The 17,486-nt window shown below is 67.7% G+C and carries 13 protein-coding genes; 2 read left to right on the top strand and 11 right to left on the bottom strand.

The window, feature by feature from the left end; genetic code table 11:
• The first annotated feature begins 100 nt into the window (after positions 1-100).
• Positions 101-1,984, top strand: a complete 1,884-nt coding sequence (locus ET475_RS01875; protein ID WP_129385493.1) for a phosphoenolpyruvate carboxykinase (GTP) — start codon at positions 101-103, stop codon at positions 1,982-1,984.
• Between the two features lie 383 nt (positions 1,985-2,367).
• On the opposite strand, the gene ET475_RS01870 is transcribed toward ET475_RS01875, so the two are convergent.
• The 4 genes from ET475_RS01870 to ET475_RS01855 all read right to left on the bottom strand — a co-directional run bounded on the left by ET475_RS01870 (position 2,368) and on the right by ET475_RS01855 (position 8,316).
• A complete protein-coding gene (locus tag ET475_RS01870) occupies positions 2,368-4,182 on the bottom strand; it encodes a molybdopterin-dependent oxidoreductase (protein ID WP_207205387.1) in 1,815 nt (604 codons plus the stop codon).
• Between the two features lie 273 nt (positions 4,183-4,455).
• The gene (locus tag ET475_RS01865) at positions 4,456-6,486 is read right to left on the bottom strand and encodes an ABC transporter ATP-binding protein (RefSeq protein WP_129385491.1); all 2,031 of its coding nucleotides are present in this window, start codon (positions 6,484-6,486) and stop codon (positions 4,456-4,458) included.
• Between the two features lie 54 nt (positions 6,487-6,540).
• Complete coding sequence (locus tag ET475_RS01860; protein ID WP_129385489.1) at positions 6,541-6,753, bottom strand: AsnC family protein; 213 nt, start codon at positions 6,751-6,753, stop codon at positions 6,541-6,543.
• A 63-nt stretch (positions 6,754-6,816) separates the two neighbouring features.
• The gene (locus ET475_RS01855) at positions 6,817-8,316 is read right to left on the bottom strand and encodes an aldehyde dehydrogenase family protein (RefSeq protein ID WP_129385487.1); all 1,500 of its coding nucleotides are present in this window, start codon (positions 8,314-8,316) and stop codon (positions 6,817-6,819) included.
• A 224-nt stretch (positions 8,317-8,540) separates the two neighbouring features.
• On the opposite strand from ET475_RS01855, the gene ET475_RS01850 reads away from it, so the two are divergent.
• The gene (locus ET475_RS01850) at positions 8,541-9,191 is read left to right on the top strand and encodes a GntR family transcriptional regulator (protein WP_242497726.1); all 651 of its coding nucleotides are present in this window, start codon (positions 8,541-8,543) and stop codon (positions 9,189-9,191) included.
• A 169-nt stretch (positions 9,192-9,360) separates the two neighbouring features.
• Here the strand turns inward: ET475_RS01850 and ET475_RS01845 are convergent, their stop codons facing one another.
• From ET475_RS01845 to ligM, 7 genes are all read right to left on the bottom strand, one after another.
• Positions 9,361-10,620: an ABC transporter substrate-binding protein gene (locus tag ET475_RS01845; protein WP_129385483.1), complete on the bottom strand. Its 1,260-nt coding sequence runs from the start codon at positions 10,618-10,620 to the stop codon at positions 9,361-9,363.
• A 2-nt stretch (positions 10,621-10,622) separates the two neighbouring features.
• Positions 10,623-11,687 (bottom strand): branched-chain amino acid ABC transporter permease, encoded by a 1,065-nt coding sequence (locus ET475_RS01840; protein ID WP_129385481.1) that lies wholly within the window; start codon positions 11,685-11,687, stop codon positions 10,623-10,625.
• Positions 11,687-12,568 (bottom strand): branched-chain amino acid ABC transporter permease, encoded by an 882-nt coding sequence (locus ET475_RS01835; protein WP_129385479.1) that lies wholly within the window; start codon positions 12,566-12,568, stop codon positions 11,687-11,689. Before ET475_RS01835 ends, ET475_RS01840 begins: the two co-directional genes overlap by 1 nt.
• 3 nt (positions 12,569-12,571) lie before the next feature.
• A complete protein-coding gene (locus ET475_RS01830; RefSeq protein WP_129385476.1) occupies positions 12,572-13,282 on the bottom strand; it encodes an ABC transporter ATP-binding protein in 711 nt (236 codons plus the stop codon).
• Complete coding sequence (locus ET475_RS01825) at positions 13,269-14,051, bottom strand: ABC transporter ATP-binding protein (protein WP_129385474.1); 783 nt, start codon at positions 14,049-14,051, stop codon at positions 13,269-13,271. Before ET475_RS01825 ends, ET475_RS01830 begins: the two co-directional genes overlap by 14 nt.
• A gap of 240 nt (positions 14,052-14,291) precedes the next feature.
• Positions 14,292-15,866: an AMP-binding protein gene (locus tag ET475_RS01820; protein ID WP_129385472.1), complete on the bottom strand. Its 1,575-nt coding sequence runs from the start codon at positions 15,864-15,866 to the stop codon at positions 14,292-14,294.
• A 30-nt stretch (positions 15,867-15,896) separates the two neighbouring features.
• Entirely contained in the window at positions 15,897-17,303 is a 1,407-nt protein-coding gene (gene ligM, locus ET475_RS01815; protein WP_129385470.1) for a vanillate/3-O-methylgallate O-demethylase, read from the bottom strand.
• Between the last annotated feature and the right edge of the window lie 183 nt (positions 17,304-17,486).

Here is a 17,486-nt window from a genome sequence, read left to right as displayed (position 1 = left end):
CTTTGCACCCGAATGGGCGGAAAGAGTCGCCAGAGTCTTGTGAGAGTGGAGTGCAGGGACGATCTGATCGTCACCGCGACGAGCCTGAATGGGAGCAGCCATGGCACTTGCCGAGTCCTTCACCCGCACCACGCCGACCAACGTGCGGCCCGTGCGCGACGTTCGCGATTTCGGCCGCCGGCCCGACTTCGACGGTCCTGGAATGCAGGCTCTCGTCGACTGGGTCGACGAGATCGCGGCGCTGACCACACCCGATCGCATTCACTGGGTCGACGGCTCGCGCGCCGAGAACGACGCGCTGTTGCGTGAGATGGTCGATGAGGGCAAGCTCATCAAGCTGAATCCTGAGTGGCGGCCGGGTTCGTACCTGGCCCGTTCCGACCCCAAGGATGTCGCGCGCACCGAAGCGCGCACGTTCATCTGCTCGGCAGAAGAGATCGACGCCGGCCCCACCAACAACTGGGCCGATCCCGCCCAGATGCGCGAGACCCTCAACGGTGTGTTCGCCGGTTCGATGCGCGGGCGCACCATGTACGTCATCCCGTTCTCGATGGGAGCGGTGGGTGGTCCCCTTTCGCACATCGGCGTTCAGGTGACCGACAGCGCCTACGCCGTGGCATCCATCGGCATCATGACCCGCGTCGGAGAGAGCGTGACCGAACTGATCGCCGACGGCGCGCCGTGGGTGAAGACCGTGCATTCGGTGGGCGCGCCGCTGGAGAGTGGGCAGGCGGATGTCACGTGGCCGTGCAACGACGAAAAGTACATCGTGCACTTTCCCGACACGCTCGAGGTCTACTCGTACGGCTCGGGTTACGGCGGCAACGCGATCCTCGCGAAGAAGTGCTTCGCACTGCGCATCGCGTCGGTGATCGGGCGCAACGAGGGATGGCTGGCCGAGCACATGCTGCTCATTCGGGTGATCTCACCCGAGGGCAAGAAGTACCACGTGGCGGCGGCTTTCCCGTCGGCATGCGGTAAGACGAACCTTGCGATGCTGCGTCCGACCATCCCGGGCTGGCGGGTCGAGACGCTCGGCGACGACATCGCGTGGATTCGTCCGGGTGAGGACGGGCGCCTGTGGGCGATCAACCCCGAGGCGGGCTTCTTCGGCGTGGCTCCCGGCACCGGCGAATCGACGAACGTCACTGCGGTCGAGACGCTGTGGGGCAACACGATCTTCACGAACGTCGCGCTGCGCCCCGACGGAGACGTCTGGTGGGAGGGCCTGACCGATCACATTCCCGAGGGCCTGACCGACTGGCAGGGCAACCCGTGGACGCCTGAGTCGGGTCGCCCGGCCGCTCACCCGAACTCGCGATTCACGGTCAGCGCGGCGCAGTGCCCGCAGATCGCCGCAGACTGGGAAGAGGCCGTGCCGCTGGACGCGATCCTGTTCGGTGGGCGACGCGCGACCAACGTGCCGCTGGTGGTGGAAGCGACCGACTGGACGCACGGCGTTTTTCTCGGGTCGAACATCTCCAGCGAGCGCACCGCCGCCGCTGAGGGCACGGTCGGCGAACTGCGACGTGACCCGTTCGCGATGCTGCCGTTCTGCGGCTACAACATGGCCGACTACTTCGGGCACTGGCTCACGGTCGGGCAGAAGCTGCGCTTCGACAAGGCACCGCGCATCTTCCAGGTCAACTGGTTCCGCAAGGGGTCGGACGGCCGCTTCCTGTGGCCCGGGTTCGGCGACAACTCGCGCGTGATCGAGTGGATCATCCGTCGCGTCGACGGCGCGGTCCCGGCCGTGGACAGCCCCATCGGGCGGCTGCCGCGCACGCAGGACCTCGATCTCGACGGGCTGGATGTCACAGACGACGACCTCGCCGAGCTGTTCGCCGTCGATCCCTCGACGTGGGCGCAAGAGGCCGACCTCACCGAGGAGTTCTACGCCACCTTCGGCGGACGCGTTCCCGCGCCGCTGCAGGCCGAGCTGGCCGCGCTGCGCTACCGCTTGAAGCAAGCCACCCAGTCCTGAGCGTCGCGTCGGGGCCGGCGAGTCGCGAACCTCTTCCGTGGCTCGCCGGTTCGTCCGCGTCGCGCGCTCGCGTCGCGCGGCGCGCGTCGCGCGCTCGCGTCGCGCCTCGCGCTCAAATCGCCGAGACAAGGGATTCTCGCCCAAACCGGGGGCGTCGCCCCTGGTTTCGCGGGGAATCCCTTATCTCGGCGAGAGTGCGCACCGCGCGGGCGCGGGCGGGCGGTGCGGGTGGGCCAGCGCGGGCCAGTGTGGGCCGGGCGGGTGCGGGCGGGCGCACACCGCGCGGGCGCGGGCGGGCGCGCACGGCGCGGGCGGGCCGGTGTGGCCCGTGCGCGGGCGCACACCGCGCAGGCCGGTGCGGGCCGGGCGCGCGCGGAGCGGGCTCAGATCGACTGGCGGTAGCCGAAGAACTCGTGGTCTTCGTTGTAGCCGCCGTAGCCACCGCCGAGCTCGGCGAAGTCGGCGACGAACTCGATGCCGCGGATCCATTTGACGAGCTTGAACCCGAGCTGCACCTCGTTGCGCAGCCGCAACGGAGCACCGTGCCCGTACGAGAGCGGCTCGTCGTTCATGTCGTAGGCGAGCATCGTCAGCGGGTAGCTCATCTGCTCGATCGGATGCGCGTCATAGTACGTACCGCCGTCGGGTCCGTCACCCAGCGAATAGAACACGACCCACTTGGCCTCGGGTCGGGGCTTTACCAGCTCGAGGATCGTCGTCATCGAGACGCCGCCCCACTTGGCCACTCCCGACCATCCCTGAATGCAGAAGTGCTGGGTGATCTGCTCGTGGTACGGCAGAGCCCGCACCTCGGCCATGCTCAGCTGCACCGGGTTGTCGACCAGCCCGCTGATCTGCAGTCGATAGTCGGCGAAGTTGTTCTCGAACAGGGCTCGGTACTCATCGGTCTCGGGGTACTTGCCGTTGTGCCAGAGGTACGGCGAGATGTCCTTCTCGGTGTACTGGCCGGGCTTGGCATCGACGTGCTCGAAAAGGCGCTGGGCCGGTCCGATCAGTGCGTAGCCCACGCGCTGGATCAGGCGCGGCTTGCGCAGGGTGAGGGGGGATGCCCCGACCCAGCCGACGATCACGACCACCATCGATGCCGCGAAGATCCAGAACCCCACCCACGTCTGGTCGTTGCGGCCGGCGTACATGTGGTTGAGGTTGCGCAGTGCTCCGGTCGTGAACACCAGGGTGACGTGCACCACGATGAACAGCAGAAACCAGCACAGCACCAAGAAGTGCAGGGAGCGTGCGGCCTGAATGCTGAACCGCGAGCTGATCCACCGCAGTCGGGTCGACAGTGCCGGCGACATCCCGAGTCCGGTGATCAGTGCGAGGGGCGCGGCGATGAAGATCGTGATGAAGTAGGCCAGCAGCTGCAGGCTGTTGTACGCCCACCATCCATTCTCGAGCGGCCAGTCCAGCGAGGCGTACTGGATAGCGACCGAGATGGCATTCGGAAAGACGTCCCAGCTCGTGGGCACGACGCGCACCCAGTGCCCGGTCACGAACAGGAGCACCACGAACACGACGCCGTTCAGCAGCCACAGCGTGTCGACGCCCAGGTGCCACCAGCGGGCGAGGCCGATCGAGTGGCGCAGCCCCGGAAGTCCGACCCAGCTGGGCACGTTCACCGAGTCTTGCTTGGCGGTCCACAGCGGGTCTTCGGGCACGGGCTTCTGAAAGCGGAACCACTCCTTGCCCGGCGTGGAATGCCGCGTCCAGTACAGCCGCGGGTGGTCGGTGAGAATCTGCACGCCCGAGCGGATGATGAAGATCATCAGGAACAAGTTCAAGAAGTGCTGCCAGCTCACCCACGCCGGGAACCCGGCTGTCTGCTCGGCATCGGGACGCAGGATCGTGCCGGGGTAGTGCTGCATGAACTGCTGCACCGCGGGGATCTCACGCAGCCCCTGGGCGATGGCGATCGCGGCGACCAGCAGTACGAACCCCAGCGGTATCAGCCACAGCAGATTGAACCATTTGTCGCGGCCGACGCGCACGTGCGGGGCGGTGCCGCGCGCGTCGGGCACCGAACCCGCCCAGGTGCGCGGGTCGATGGTGTCCTCCGGCTGTTTGAGCTGTCGGCGGAAGTCGTGCAGCGTGTCGGGGGTGAGTGCTTTATCTGCGGGAGCGGGGAGTGCCCGCTCGCCGGCCGGTTCGGGTTCCGGCCGCGGGTGTGTGCGGTCCACGCTCCCAGCTTAGGAACGCTCCCAAGTTTTTACAAGGTTTTTCCAGTTAAGGCGGGGCGGTGCTGCGCTGCGGTGCTCGAACTCGAATCATGCGCTTGAGGAGCCGGCGAGCTGGGAGAAGATGAGTTCCCCAAACGCGGCGTCGCTGCACACGCCGATACCGCTGAGGCCGCGAAACCGAGGCAGATGAGTGCGTAGGCGCAACGCCACCGACGAAGGATCAACGGACCTTACCCCTGGAGAGAAACTTCTCGGGCGCAGCGATACACACCGCTACACCAGCAGCTGGTGCTTCGCCAGGTCGCGGTACAGCGGTGTCGTCTCGACCAGCTCGGAGTGCGTCCCCTGGCCGACGACACGACCGTGGTCCATCACCACGATGTGGTCGGAATCGACCACGGTCGACAGGCGATGGGCGATGACGATCAGCGTGCGGCCGGTCGCGACAGCGTCAATGGCCTCGCGCATGCGCTGCTCGTTCAGGCCATCGAGCGACGAGGTCGATTCGTCCAGCAGCAGAATCGGGGGAGCGGCCAGCAGCGCCCGCGCGATCGCCAGCCGCTGGCGCTCGCCGCCCGAGAGCATGACGCCGGCCTCGCCCACCTGGGCGTCGATGCCCGCCGCGCTGCGCTCCAGCACTTCGCCGAGGTTGACGGCGTGCAGCACGCGCTCGCAGTCGGCATCGGATGCCGCAGGCGAGGCCAGCCGCAGATTGTCGGCGATGGTGCCCGCCAGGGTCGGGGCATCCTGCTCCACGTACCCGAGCTGCGCGCGCAGGGTGTCGCGGTCGAGACTGCGCACGTCCTGCCCGCCCAGCAGGATCGCGCCGCCGGTCGGGTCGTAGAACCGCTCGATGAGGGCGAGCGTCGTCGATTTGCCGGCACCCGACGGCCCGACCAGTGCCACGCGCGCGCCGTGCGGAACGGAGAACGAGACTCCGTGGAGCACCTCGCCACCGGCATCCACCACCTGCTCGGCATCGTCGAGACCCGAGGTGTCCACCCGGGCGGACTCGAGCAGCGCGAGCGCTTCGGACTCGGTCTTGCGCCGTGCCTCGACCACCGCGGCGGGGTAGGCGAAGCGCACGTCACGGAACTCGATGGCGGGGGCGGATGCCGCGGCGCGGGGCCCGCCCTCGGCTGAGGCGAGGAGATCTGCCGAAGCGAGGAGTAGATCGGGCCCCTCGCTCCTCGGCTGGGCCATTGCCCTCGGCTCGGCCGAGGAGTCGGCCGAGGGCTCGGCCGAGGAGGAGGCAGAGGCCACGCGCCCGGCGATCTCGGCGTCATGCTCGGTCTCGACCGGAAGGTCGAGCACCTCTTGGATGCGTCCGAGCGCGCCGAGTGCCTGGCCTACCGACATGATCGCGCCGAAGAAGGTGCCCAGGGGCTGGATGAGCATGAACAGGAACATCACGAACGTCACCAGTGAGGCGATCGAGATCGCGCCGGCAGCCACGCGATAGCCGCCCACACCCAGCACGACCAGCAGCGAGACCTGCAGGGCGATGCCGGCGATCGGCACCACGAGCGCCGAGGCCTTGGCGATGCGCACACCGACGTCGTAGGTCTCGCGGGCCACGGTCGTGATCGCCTCTTGCTCGCGGTCGGCCGCGCCCGACGCGCGGATCGTGCGGATCGAGGCCACGGCGCGTTCGACACCCGAGGCCAGCTCGCCCACTTTCTCCTGCTGCACGCGGGTGTGCTTGCGGATGCGCCCCGACAGGGTGCCGACCACTCCGACCGAGGCCCCGATCACCACGAGAATCAGCACGAGCAGCAGCGGGTCGATGATGGTCATGGCGATCATCGCGCCGATGAAGATGAGCGCGTTGCCCACGGCGTCGGCAAGTCCCTGGGTGAGCACGGCATACAAGAGCGTCGTGTCGGTCCCGACGCGTGAGACGAGGTCGCCGGTGCGCCGGGCGTCGAACTCGCTGATCGGCAGGTGCAGGATGCGGGCGATCAGGCGCCGGCGGCTGGAGTAGACCACTGCGGTGCCGGTGCGCTGCAGCAGGTAGTGCTGGTAGCCAGAGAGGATGGATGCCGCGACCACGAGTGCGACCAGCGCCCAGACCAGCGAGCCCAGAGGAATCGTGGACTGCACGCGCGTGATCAGCTGGCCGACGACCAACGGCTGGGCCAGGCTCGCGATGGCGCCGAGAATGCTCAGGATGACGACGATCGTGATGACGCCGCGGTGCTCGAAGATGTAGGGGAGCAACTGGCGGATGCTGGCGCGCGGGCCGTCCTGCGTGCCGCGGCGGAACAGCGAGCGGCGTGGTTCAGTGGCAGTGGATGACGACATGCGGGGTGTCTCCTCGGGGGTGAGGGCGAGACGGGTGCGGGCGAGTGCCGGTTATCATCTTCGTCCGTATTTCTTATGGACGGCCTGACGGGTCACCCCGAGGGCGTCGGCGATGGCGACCCACGAGTATCCCTGGGCGCGGGCGCGGCGCACCTGCTCGGCCTCGGTGCGCGCGATCTCGGCGCGCGCACCCTGCAGCCTGCGCAGTGCGGCGAGGGGTTCGCCGGCGTCGCCGGCGCCCACCGCGGTCGGTGTCTGGTCGCTCACGCTGTCAACCGTAGTTGACAGCCCTCCGCATGTCAACCTGGGTTGACGAATGGATGCCTCGGCTCAGTGTGCCATGGCTGCGAGGGCGTCGGGGTCGAGGAAGGCGATGGAGCGGGTGTCTTGGAAGTCGCGGATGCCTTCGATGCCTTGTTCGCGGCCGAAGCCGGAGCCTTTCATGCCGCCGAAGGGGGCGCGCAGGTCGAGGCGGGTGGCGCCGTGGTCGTTGATCCAGACGTAGCCGCATTCCAGTTGCGAGCCCACGCGTTGTGCGGCATCCGTCGATGCTGTCCAGACCGATCCGCACAGGCCGGCCCAGGTGTCGTTGGCCAGGTGGACGGCCTCGTCTTCGTCGTCGAAGGGGATGAGGGGGATGACAGGGCCGAATTGTTCTTGGGTGACCACGCGGAGTGACAGGTCGGGATCGATGATGATCGCGGGCCGGACGAAGTTGCCGCCTTCGAGGTCGCCGCCGGGAAGCTCGCCGAACTCGCGCACGTCGGCTCCGGCGTCCTTGGCTTCTTGGATGATCTCGTCGACGAACGCTTTCTGCGCGGCAGAGTTCAGCGGTCCCATGGTGGTGGCCTCGTCGAGCCCGTAGCCGAGGACGGCCTTCTCCAGGCGGGTGGTCAGCCCGGCGACGAGCTCGTTCAGGCGGGACCGGTGCACGATGATCCGCTTCGCGTTCATGCAGATCTGCCCGGTCGTGTCGAAGACGGCCGCGTAGAGCCGGTCAAGGTGTTCGTCGTCGATGATCGCGTCTTCCAGGAAGACGGCCGGGTCGTTGCCGCCCAGTTCGAGGGTGACGCGGGTCAGGGTGGTCGCGCCCATCTGCATCATCCGCTTGCCGCCGTTGACACTGCCGGTGAACGACAGTTTGGCGACGTCCGGGTTCTGGATCAGGCCGGACATGTTCTCGTCACGACCGCTGACCACGTTCAGCACCCCGGCGGGCAGCTTCTCGGCCACCCGCTGCACGACCCGGGTGATGGCCAGCGGCGTGGTCGGCGGGGCCTTGACGACCACGGTGTTCCCGGCCAGCAGTGCGTAGGGGAGGGAGGCGCCCAGGATCGCTATCGGCCAGTTGAAGGGGACGATGATCGAGACCACACCCAGCGGCTGGTAGGCGACGGTGGTGTTCACCGGGATCGCGCCGGGGATCGCGGGCAGTGTCGTGGTGGTCTCGACCTGGTCGGCCACCTGCAGGGCCAGGTTCCAGCGCAGCTCGAACACCAGGGCGTCCACCCACGCTTCGAGCCGGATCTTGCCGTTCTCTTGCGAGAGGATCGCGGCATCCTCGTCTCTGTCATCGGCCACTCCGGCTATCGCCTCGGCCATCGCCGCCCCGCGCCCGGCAGCGCCCAGACCCGCCCAGGCCGGGTAGGCGGCCTTGGCCGCCGCCACCGCATCGGCCACGTCGGCCGGCGAGGCGGAAGCCGCCTCACCCACCACAACGCCCGGCTTACCCGGATCGGCCACCGCCAGCACCTCGTCGGTGAACCGCTCCACACCACCGATGAACAAACCCGTCCGCACCGTGGCAGACGTAGCAGCTGTCTGAGACATTCTTCGCCCCTTTCTTCTCGCCCGCCGCTCGGGTGCGCGGGCGCGCATCGGCGCGCCCTTGCGCCGATGGGTTCAGCGTGCACCACGACGGCGCTGGATGCAAGACTCGCGACAAAATCATCGCGAATCTCGTCGCCAAGTCGCGGATCGCGCGATATCCTCGGAGCGCGGCCTGCGGCCGACGACGACGGATGCCGCGGCCCGGTCTGCACACGGGAGGCGCAGTGTCCACGACGATCGAGGCGGAGCAGACGGCCGGACCCGACCTCACGCAGCAGCTGCGCGAGGCCATTCAGAACGCCGAGTTCGCACCGCACCAGCGTCTGATCGAAGCCGATCTGAGCGAGCGCTACGGCGCGTCGCGGGCATCGGTGCGCACGGCGCTGCTGAACCTCACCGGCGAGGGGCTCGTCGAACGGCTGCCCAACCGCGGGGCGCGCGTGCGTGCCATCACCGTCGACGAGGCGGTTGAGATCGTCGAGGTGCGCATGGAACTCGAATCGCTCGTGGCCCGCAAGGCGGCTGAAAACCTCGCCGCCGCCGATCGATCGGCGCTGCGCGAACTGCGCGCGCACATCGAGTCGGCGGCCGAGGCCGGCGACCTGGTCGCGTATTCGCGGGCGAACCAAGAGCTCGACCGGCGCATCCGCGACATCAGCGGACACGCCACGGCCACGCAACTGCTCGAGCGGTTGCGGGCCCAGTCGGCCCGGCACCAGTTCCGTCTGTCGTTCGTGCCCGGTCGCGCCGCGACATCCGCCCCCGAGCATGTGGCGATCATCGACGCGATCCTCGCGCATGATGCGGATGCCGCTGAGAAGGCGACCCGCGCCCACCTGGCCGGGATCGTCGACCTGCTCCGCTCGATGGACTGATCCCGCCCGCCCTTCGCCCGGGAAATTCCATATGGAATTTCCCACGCCACATCATCCTGCCGGCAGTTTCATGTGGGCTGGGAAATTCCATATGGAATTTCCCCCGTGGGGCGCCGCCGCGCGGGGGAGGGCCCGGCCGGACGCGTGCCGGCCGGGCCCCAAGCGCCGATCAGCCGAACGAATCGACCGTGTCGTAGCCCTTGCCGTTGTACTTCTGCACGACCACGGTCGACACGGCCGGCTGGCCGTCTTGCGTGGTGTTCACCGACGTGCCCTCGAGCATGAACGGGGCGACGTAGTCGGAGATCCCACGCAGCGCGGTCATGAAGTTGTCGCGCGTCGGCTCAGTCGTCTTCTGGAACGCCTGATCCAGAATGGCGCCCACCTGGTAGCTCCAGATGCAGTGCGGGAACGCCGGGGTGTCCTTGTAGTTCGCATACTCCTTCAGGTCGGCGAGGAACTGCGTGCCCTCGTCGGTCTGCGCGAACGCGGGAGACGAGGCAGACTGCGAGAACGCCACCGAGTACACACCCGGGAACGCGCTGGCCTTGCCCGGCTCGAGGATCGCCGACGGGCTCGACGTGTTCGAGGGCAGGAACCAGCTGGGCTTCCAGTTCAGCTGCTGCGCCTTCTGCAGCGCCGCTATGGCCAACGGCGTGATCGACATGGCGTTGAAGATCACATCGGCCTTCGTCGATGCCAGCTCGGTGATCTGCGCGTCCACCGAGGTGTCGGTGGCCTCGTAGGTCAGCTCCTTGACGACGGTGATGTTCGAGGCGTCCTTGATGCCGTCCTTGAAGCCAGAGACGTAGCCCTCGCCGTAGTCGTCGTTCTGCGACAGGATGACGACCTTGTGGTTTTCACCGGATGCCGCGAGCAGCTTGCCGAACGCCTCGCCCTCGTTCATGTAAGTGGGCACGAACCCGAGCTGCCACGGGCTCTGCTTCTGATCGCTGAAGATCGGGTCGCCGGTCATGACCAGTACCTGCGGCACCTTGTCGGCGATGGCAGCCTCGCGCCAGGCGCGGTTGGTGGGCGTGCCCAGCCCTGCGGTCATCGCGAACACGCTGTCTTTCAGCTGGTCGTAGTTCGACTTGGCCTTCTGCGGGTCGTATCCGTCGTCGAGGGCCTTGATCTCGACCTTGCGCGTCTTGCCGTCGCCGAACTTCACGCCGCCGTCGGCGGCGTTCTTCGCACCGAAGTACGCCGTGATCCCGGCGACCGTGCAGGTTCCGGGGCCGGCTGTCGTGCCGCTCAGCGGTGTCGTGATGCCCAGCGTGACAGTGGTGTCGGTGATGCCGGGACTGGCCGCCGCGGTGCCGCCGTCGCCCCCGTCACCGCCGCCACCGCGCGCGCAACCCGCGAGGGCGAGCGCGAGAACGGAGGCCATGGCGACGATGCCGGCGGCCTTTCGGGTAGTTCTGCGCATGTTCATGCGTGACCTTGCCTCTCTGTTGGGATTCCCTCCGTCGCGGCGGCCGGGTCCGGTTCCGCGATCGGAGTGGTCTGTGGTGTGCGCCCGCCGCCCGTGCCGCGGCCCCGGCGCACGAGTCGTGCGATCACGCGGGGGAGCGAGACGAGACCGCCGGGCAGGACGAACAGCACGATCAGCAGGATGGCACCTTGCAGCAGCGCCGTGGCGTTCGGATCGATGATGTTCGTCAGCTGCGGGATCAGCACGTAGTACGCGCCACCCAGCAGCGACCCGATGATGCTGGCCGCCCCGCCGATGACCATCGAGGCCAGCAGCGTGATCGAGTGGGCGAAGCTCATGGTCTCGGGCGAGGTGAACTGGATCACGACCATGTAGAGGAACCCGGCGACACCTCCGATGAGGGATGCCACGGTGAAGGCGATGACCTTGTACCAGTAGGGCGAGATCCCCATCGATGAGGCCACGGCCTCGTTGCCTTTCACGATCGCGAAAGCGCGCCCGTAGCGCCCGCGCACCAGGTTGCGGGTGAGCAGGAACACTATCGCGGTGATGACGATGACGATGTACAGCTGCCACTGGTCGTCGTACAGGCCGCTCCATTGCGGCGCATCCGTGAACCGCGCCGACAGTCCCTGCGAGCCGCCGGTGATGTCGCCGAGCCGTTTGGCCAGCGGCACGCCGACGATCGGCAACGCGATGGTGACCATGGCGATGGCCAGGCCGCCCAGTCGCGCCGCGGCCAGAGCGATGAGCAGTCCGACCACGGCCGGGCCGATGCAGGCCAGCAGGAACACGAGGATGATGTTCCAGTCGTGCAGCACGCCGTAGACGGTGATGTACGCGCCCAGGCCGACGAAGAAGATCTGGCCCAGCGAGACCTGGCCGGTGTAGCCCATCACGACGTTCAGCCCGAGCACGGCCACCGCGAACACACCGATGCGGGCGATCGTCTGGTTCGCGAACACGGGCAGCACCAGCGGGAACACCACCAGGGCGACGATGACGATGGCTATCGCGGCCCAGCGCACCCAGGCTTTTTCGAAGAAGGCGGTCACCGACATCAGACGCGCACCACCGTTCTGCGGCCGAACAGGCCTTGGGGTCGCACGATCAGCACGACGAAGATGAGGATGAACGGCACCGCGACCTTCAGGTCGTAGCCGATGAACGGAACGTACACCGCGGCGAGGTTCTCGAGCACGCCGATCAGCCAGGCCGCCACGACCACACCGATCGGACTCGTCATGCCGCCCAGGATCACCGCGGCCAGGGCGTAGACCAGGGCGGTGTCCATCATTCCGGGAGTCAGACTCAGCTGAGGAGCCACCAAGGCTCCGGCGACGGCGCCCAGCACGGCGGCCAGGCCCCACCCGACCATCAGCAACCGGCCGACCGGCAGCCCCGAGAAGGCGGCCGATTGCGGGTTGACGGCAACCGCACGCAGCGCCAGCCCGAGCTTGGTGCCGATGAACAGCGCCTGCAGCAGGATCATCATCACCACCATCACGACGATCGTGCCCAGAGAGCGCACGCTGATGCTCGCCCCGCCGAACTGGATGGTGTTCAGTGAGAACAGCGACGCGAACTGCTGGTTGTTGTAGGTCCAGAGCCACCCGCACAGCCCCGTGATCAGGGTGAGCAGGCCGATCGTGACCACGACAGCGGTGTCAGGGTCACCCCGTTCGAAGCGGCGCATGAGATACCGCTCGATGATCGCTCCCAGGAAGAACGAGACCGCCACCGACAGCAGGATGCCCAGGATCAGGGGCACGCCCAGCCCGGTCAGCCACCAGGCGATGTAGGCCGAGAGCACGGCCATGCCGCCCTGAGCGAAGTTGATGAGTCCGGTGGCCTGGTTGACCAGCACTATCGCCAGGGCGAGTGCGGCGTAGATCGACCCCGTCGACAGCCCGTCGACGACGAGTTGGATGAACGTCCCCACTTCTCACCCTCCCAGGTATGCGCGTCGGATCTCGTCCATGCCCTTGAGCTCGGCGCTGGTGCCGGTCAGGGCGTTGCGCCCCGTCTCGAGCACCGTCGCCGAGTCGACGAGAGTGAAGGCGAGGTTGGCGTTCTGTTCGACCACGACCATGGCGATGCCCGACTCGCGTCGCAGCCTCCCGATCGCCTCGTACACGTCTTTCGCCGTGCTGGGGGCGAGACCGAGGGATGCCTCATCCAGCAGCATCAGCCGCGGTTTGGCCATGATCGCCCGGCCGACGGCGAGCATCTGCTGCTCGCCGCCCGACAGGGCCGAGGCGTTCGAGCGGATGCGGTCCTGCAGCTGGGGGAACAGGTCGAGGCAGTAGTCGATGTCGTGCGTGACGCCCTTGCGATCTTTGCGCAGGTAGGCGCCCACGCGCAGGTTCTCGCGCACGGTGAGATCGCCGAGTGTGCCGCGGCCCTCGGGCACATGCGCGATGCCCATTGCCGCGACCTTGTCGGGTCGCAGCCCGCGGATGCTCTTGCCGTCGAAGGTGATCTTGCCCCGGGCGCGCACGGTACCGCTGATCGAGCGCAGGGTCGTGGTCTTTCCGGCGCCGTTGGCTCCCAGAATGCCGACCGCCCCGCCCTCGGGCACGGTCAGTGACACCCCGTCCAGCACCTGGATCGGACCGTAGAACGCCGTGACACCCTCGAGCTCAAGCAGCGGCATCCGCGGCATCCTTTCCGATGTACGCCTCGATGACGCGGGGATCCGACTGTGCTTGGGCCGCGGTGCCCTCCATGAGCTTGCGCCCGTGGTCGAGCACGACGACCCGATCGGTCAGGGCGGCGATCAGGCCCATGTGGTGCTCGACGATGACGACAGTGATGTCGTCTTGGTCGCGGATGCGGCGCACGGTGGCTATCAGCTGCTCGACCTCGCCGTGGGGCAGCCCCGCCGCCGGTTCGTCGAGCAGCAGCAGTTTGGGGCGCATCAGCAGCGCCCGGCACAGTTCGATGCCCTTGTGCAGCCCGTGCGACAGTTCGTCGGCGCGCACGTCGGCTGCCCAGCCCAGACCGTTGCGCTCGAGCAGTGCGCGCGCTTCGTCGCGCAGCGTGCGTTCGGCGCGGGCGGTGTGCGGCAGGTGCAGGGCCCACTCCAGCGGACCGCCGGGCAGGCGAGTGTGTGCGCCGAGCATGACGTTCTGCAGCACTGTCTGGTTCAGCTGCAACGCGGGATGCTGGAACGTGCGGGCCAGCCCGTGGCGCGCGAGGGTGGCGGGGCGTGAGCCGCTCACCTCTTCGCCGTCGATGGTGATCGATCCGCCGCTGGGGCGGTAGTGCCCGCTGATGCAGTTGAAAAGTGAGGTCTTGCCCGCGCCGTTGGGGCCGACCAGACCGAAGATCTGACCGGGTTCGACATCGAAACCGACCTTGTCGAGTACCGAGACCCCGCCGAAGTGAAGGCTGACATCCCCCAGAGTCAGTCGAGCAGCCATCGCCCGCCTTTCCGATTCGTCGCTGGACCGTTGACGCGCACCTGCGTCCCTCGAGAGGGACGCTACGGATTCGCGCTCAAATTGTCAACGATTTTGGATGCATGTTGCGCGTGTCTTTACCCAACCGTTGTGTATGAGTCGATTCCACTGCATACATCCTCCCATCGGGCACGACCTCGCGTGCGTCGCTCGATTGCCGGATCCACGGGCGGCGACAGACCCGCGGCATCCCGCCCTGCCTCACATCTCGCGCACGACCTCGTCGCGCAGCTCCGCCATGTCGACCTTGCCGGTCGGTGTGCGGTCAAGCGATGCTCGAAAGAGGATGTGCCGCGGCCGCTTGTAGCCGGCCAGCCGTTCGTCGACGAACGCGAGCAGCTCATCGACGGTGACTTCGCGCCGTCGTGCCACAACCGCTGTCACGACCTCGCCGAACCGCGCATCAGGGGCGCCCAGCACCACAGCGTCGGCGACGGCGGGGTGCTCCAGCAGTACCTCTTCGACCTCGAGGGGATATACCTTCTCGCCACCGGTGTTGATGACGCCGCTGCCGCGGCCGAGGAACTCGATGTGTCGATCGTCTTCGACGCGCACCCAGTCGCCGGGCATGACATGCCGTACCCCGGCGATGACCGGGAATGTCGCCGCTGTCTTGTCCGGATCGCCGTGGTAACCGAGGGGAAGCGCCCCGCGCTGGGCGAGAATCCCCAGCGCTCCAGGGCGGTCCTGCACTTCGTGCAGATCTTGGTCGAGCACCACCGCCGACGGGAACAGCTGCGGCCGGCCGGGAAGATCGTCGGCGCCTGTGGTCGTGGTCGACGCATAAACGCCGCCTTCGGTCGAGGCGAGCATGTCCATGATCGTCATGTCTCCGAGCGCGTGCAGCCGACGCTTCGTTTCGGGGCTGAACCGCATCCCCGAGCTGATGACGGTCTGCACCGCCGGCAGCCTGATGCCCAGCCGTTCGGCGGCTTCGACCAGCGGCACCGTCACGCCGTCGCCGGCAACGATGAGGCGAGTGGCGGATGCCGCCGCTGCGAACCGCACGGCCGCGTCGGCGTCGAGGCGGGGCGACGAAGTGACCAGCACCGTGCCGCCCAGAGTGAGTGTGTTCATCGACGTGGTCAGTGCCGTGCCGTGCAGAAACGGTGACAGTGGCAGGGTGACCACGTGCGGCGTGCGCGGGTCGGCGGCTATCCGTACCGCCTCGTCGATCGTGCGCGGCCACTCGAGGCCGATCACCGAGTAGGTCGGCGCCATTTGTGCCTCGAACATCTCCTGCTCGTCCCAGCGCACCGCCTTCGGACGACCGGTGGTGCCGCCGGTGTACAGCCACAGCTCGGCGTCATCGGGTGGCGACGGCAGCGGTGCCGGGCTCGCTGTCGCCTGGGCCCACCCCGGCGAAGCGTCGCCGTCGTCGGGAATCCACAGCAGCTCGGGCGCAGAGATCGCCCCGGCCGCGGCATCCATCGTCGTCTTCTGCAACGAGGTGGGCGCCACGAGCGCAGCCGCTTCGGCGTCATCCAGAAGTGCCGCCAGCTCGTGGGCGCGCAGCCGATAGTTCAGCGGCACCGGAATGAGACCCGCCGCCAGGCACGCGAACACCGTCACGAGGAACTCGGGTCGGTTGTACAGCAGCAGCGCCACCCGGTCGCCCGCGCGCAGGCCGCGGGCGGCGAAGGTGGCCGCCAGCGCTCCGGCGTCGCGCGCGAACTGCGCGTAGGTCCACGTCGCTCCGTCGACGGAGCGGATGGCTTCGCGCTCGGGCACCGCAGCGGCCAGCGCATTCCAGAGATCGGCGTAGTGCGCGCGCATGGAGTCCTCCTCGACCCGGGTCGGCTCTGTTCACAGCTGGCCGCTCGTGCGCCATCCTCCGTGGTACTCCGCCCGTGCGGTCACGGCGTACGGCACCGGACTGACCACGGCGCGCACGGCGATCTGCTCGTGCGGCTCGACGGTGGTCTTGCGCGATCCGCCATCGGGTTCGCCCCAGACCACGCGCACCTCGGCGCCGATCGGCACGTCGCGGTGGACCGTGGCCAGCGACAGCCCCCGCTTCTCGTTGGCGGTGATGCCGGTGAACAGCGAGAGGCCCACCGTGTCGCCGCCGGCGTCGATCACGGCGTCGTAGTTGCTCGAGCCGTAGTTGGCGTTGGGCAGATCGAAGAACTGGTAGCCGGGCCCGGTGCGATCCAGCACCGAGGCGAGGATCTTGGCGAGGTCGTCGTCGTTCCACGCGAGGGTGACCTTCTTGCGCTGCTGCTCGGGGTCGAGCTTCTCGAGGGCATCGCGACCGATGAAGTCGTGATCGAACTTGACGAAGGAGCCGTACCCCAGATCCCACGGATTCAGGTAGTAGTCCTCGATGTCGGACGAGACGAACGAGCCGGCGATCGCGTTGATGGCCTCGTAGCTGTTCGCCGGCAGCCATTCGCGAAAGCGGCGCTCGATGTCGCCGCCCGTGTAGATGGCCGGCAGCGGCGAGGGGATCCAGCCCGACTCGAGAGTGTTCGACGAGTACGCCCGCGCGCCGCACGGCTCGATGCCGAACTCGCGGCCGGCCTCGAGGATGGCGTCGCGGATGGTGCCGTGCTCGGCGTACGGGCCCCACAGCTCGAGCCCGGGCGCGCCGGCCATTCCGTGCCGCAGCGTGCGCACCGATGAACCGGCGATTCTCATGTGTCCCATGCGGAAGAACTTCACCTGCTCGACGGGGCCACCGGCGAGCTTCTCGATGATCTGCCAGGCGGCCGGGCCCTGGATCTGGAAGCGGTAGTAGTCGCGGTGCACGGCCTGCCCGTACGGGCGGGAGGGCGAGCGGTCGTCGTAGCGGAACTCGACGTCGTAGCCGCCGGTTTCTGCGTGGAACTGCAGCCAGTTCGCGCCGGGCGCGCGCCCGACGTAGACGTATTCGTCTGCTGCCTCATGGAAGAGGATGCCGTCGCCGATGACGCCGCCGGTCGACGAGGTGGGCACGAACTGTTTGGCGGTGTCGACGGGGAAGTTCGCGAACGAGTTGATGCCGGTGTCGCTCAGGAGCTTGAGGGCATCGGGGCCGGAGAGGAAGAAGTTGACCATGTGGTGCGTCTGGTCGTAGAGCACGGCGGTCTCGCGCCACGCCTTCTGCTCGCGCCGCCAGTTGGTGAACTCGGCGGGGACCACCGGATAGATGTAGGTGCCCAACTGCGAGTCGCGAAGCATCTGCACGACGTCACCCTTCTCTTCGAGCAGCTGCTGCAGGTTCTCGGCCATGGTGTCTCCTTCGACGTCTGGACAGTGTTCGGGTTGGGACTCGTCGCCGATCCTACGGAGTCGTTATGCCTATGTCCATAGGTAAGTTCCGCGCACACAGTTCTTGCACACCAAGATTGTCGCCAATTTCTTGACCAATGTTGCCGAATGTGGTTGTCTGGGGAGAAAGGTCGCCATCGGCAC

Origin of the sequence: Microbacterium protaetiae, from assembly GCF_004135285.1 — a bacterium.
GTDB lineage: Bacteria > Actinomycetota > Actinomycetes > Actinomycetales > Microbacteriaceae > Microbacterium > Microbacterium protaetiae.
The sequence above is the reverse complement of the archived record's forward strand: the minus strand, read 5'-3'. Positions and strand labels throughout refer to the sequence as shown.

Bases quoted from the DNA above. Each gene is read 5' to 3' on its own strand.
- ET475_RS01875 (WP_129385493.1), top strand. From the start codon at position 101: ATGGCACTTGCCGAGTCCTTCACCCGCACCACGCCGACCAACGTGCGG.
- ET475_RS01865 (WP_129385491.1), bottom strand. From the start codon at position 6,486: ATGTCGTCATCCACTGCCACTGAACCACGCCGCTCGCTGTTCCGCCGC.
- ET475_RS01855 (WP_129385487.1), bottom strand. From the start codon at position 8,316: ATGTCTCAGACAGCTGCTACGTCTGCCACGGTGCGGACGGGTTTGTTC.
- ET475_RS01845 (WP_129385483.1), bottom strand. From the start codon at position 10,620: ATGCGCAGAACTACCCGAAAGGCCGCCGGCATCGTCGCCATGGCCTCC.
- ET475_RS01840 (WP_129385481.1), bottom strand. From the start codon at position 11,687: ATGTCGGTGACCGCCTTCTTCGAAAAAGCCTGGGTGCGCTGGGCCGCG.
- ET475_RS01830 (WP_129385476.1), bottom strand. From the start codon at position 13,282: ATGCCGCTGCTTGAGCTCGAGGGTGTCACGGCGTTCTACGGTCCGATC.
- ET475_RS01825 (WP_129385474.1), bottom strand. From the start codon at position 14,051: ATGGCTGCTCGACTGACTCTGGGGGATGTCAGCCTTCACTTCGGCGGG.
- ET475_RS01820 (WP_129385472.1), bottom strand. From the start codon at position 15,866: ATGCGCGCGCACTACGCCGATCTCTGGAATGCGCTGGCCGCTGCGGTG.
- ligM (WP_129385470.1), bottom strand. From the start codon at position 17,303: ATGGCCGAGAACCTGCAGCAGCTGCTCGAAGAGAAGGGTGACGTCGTG.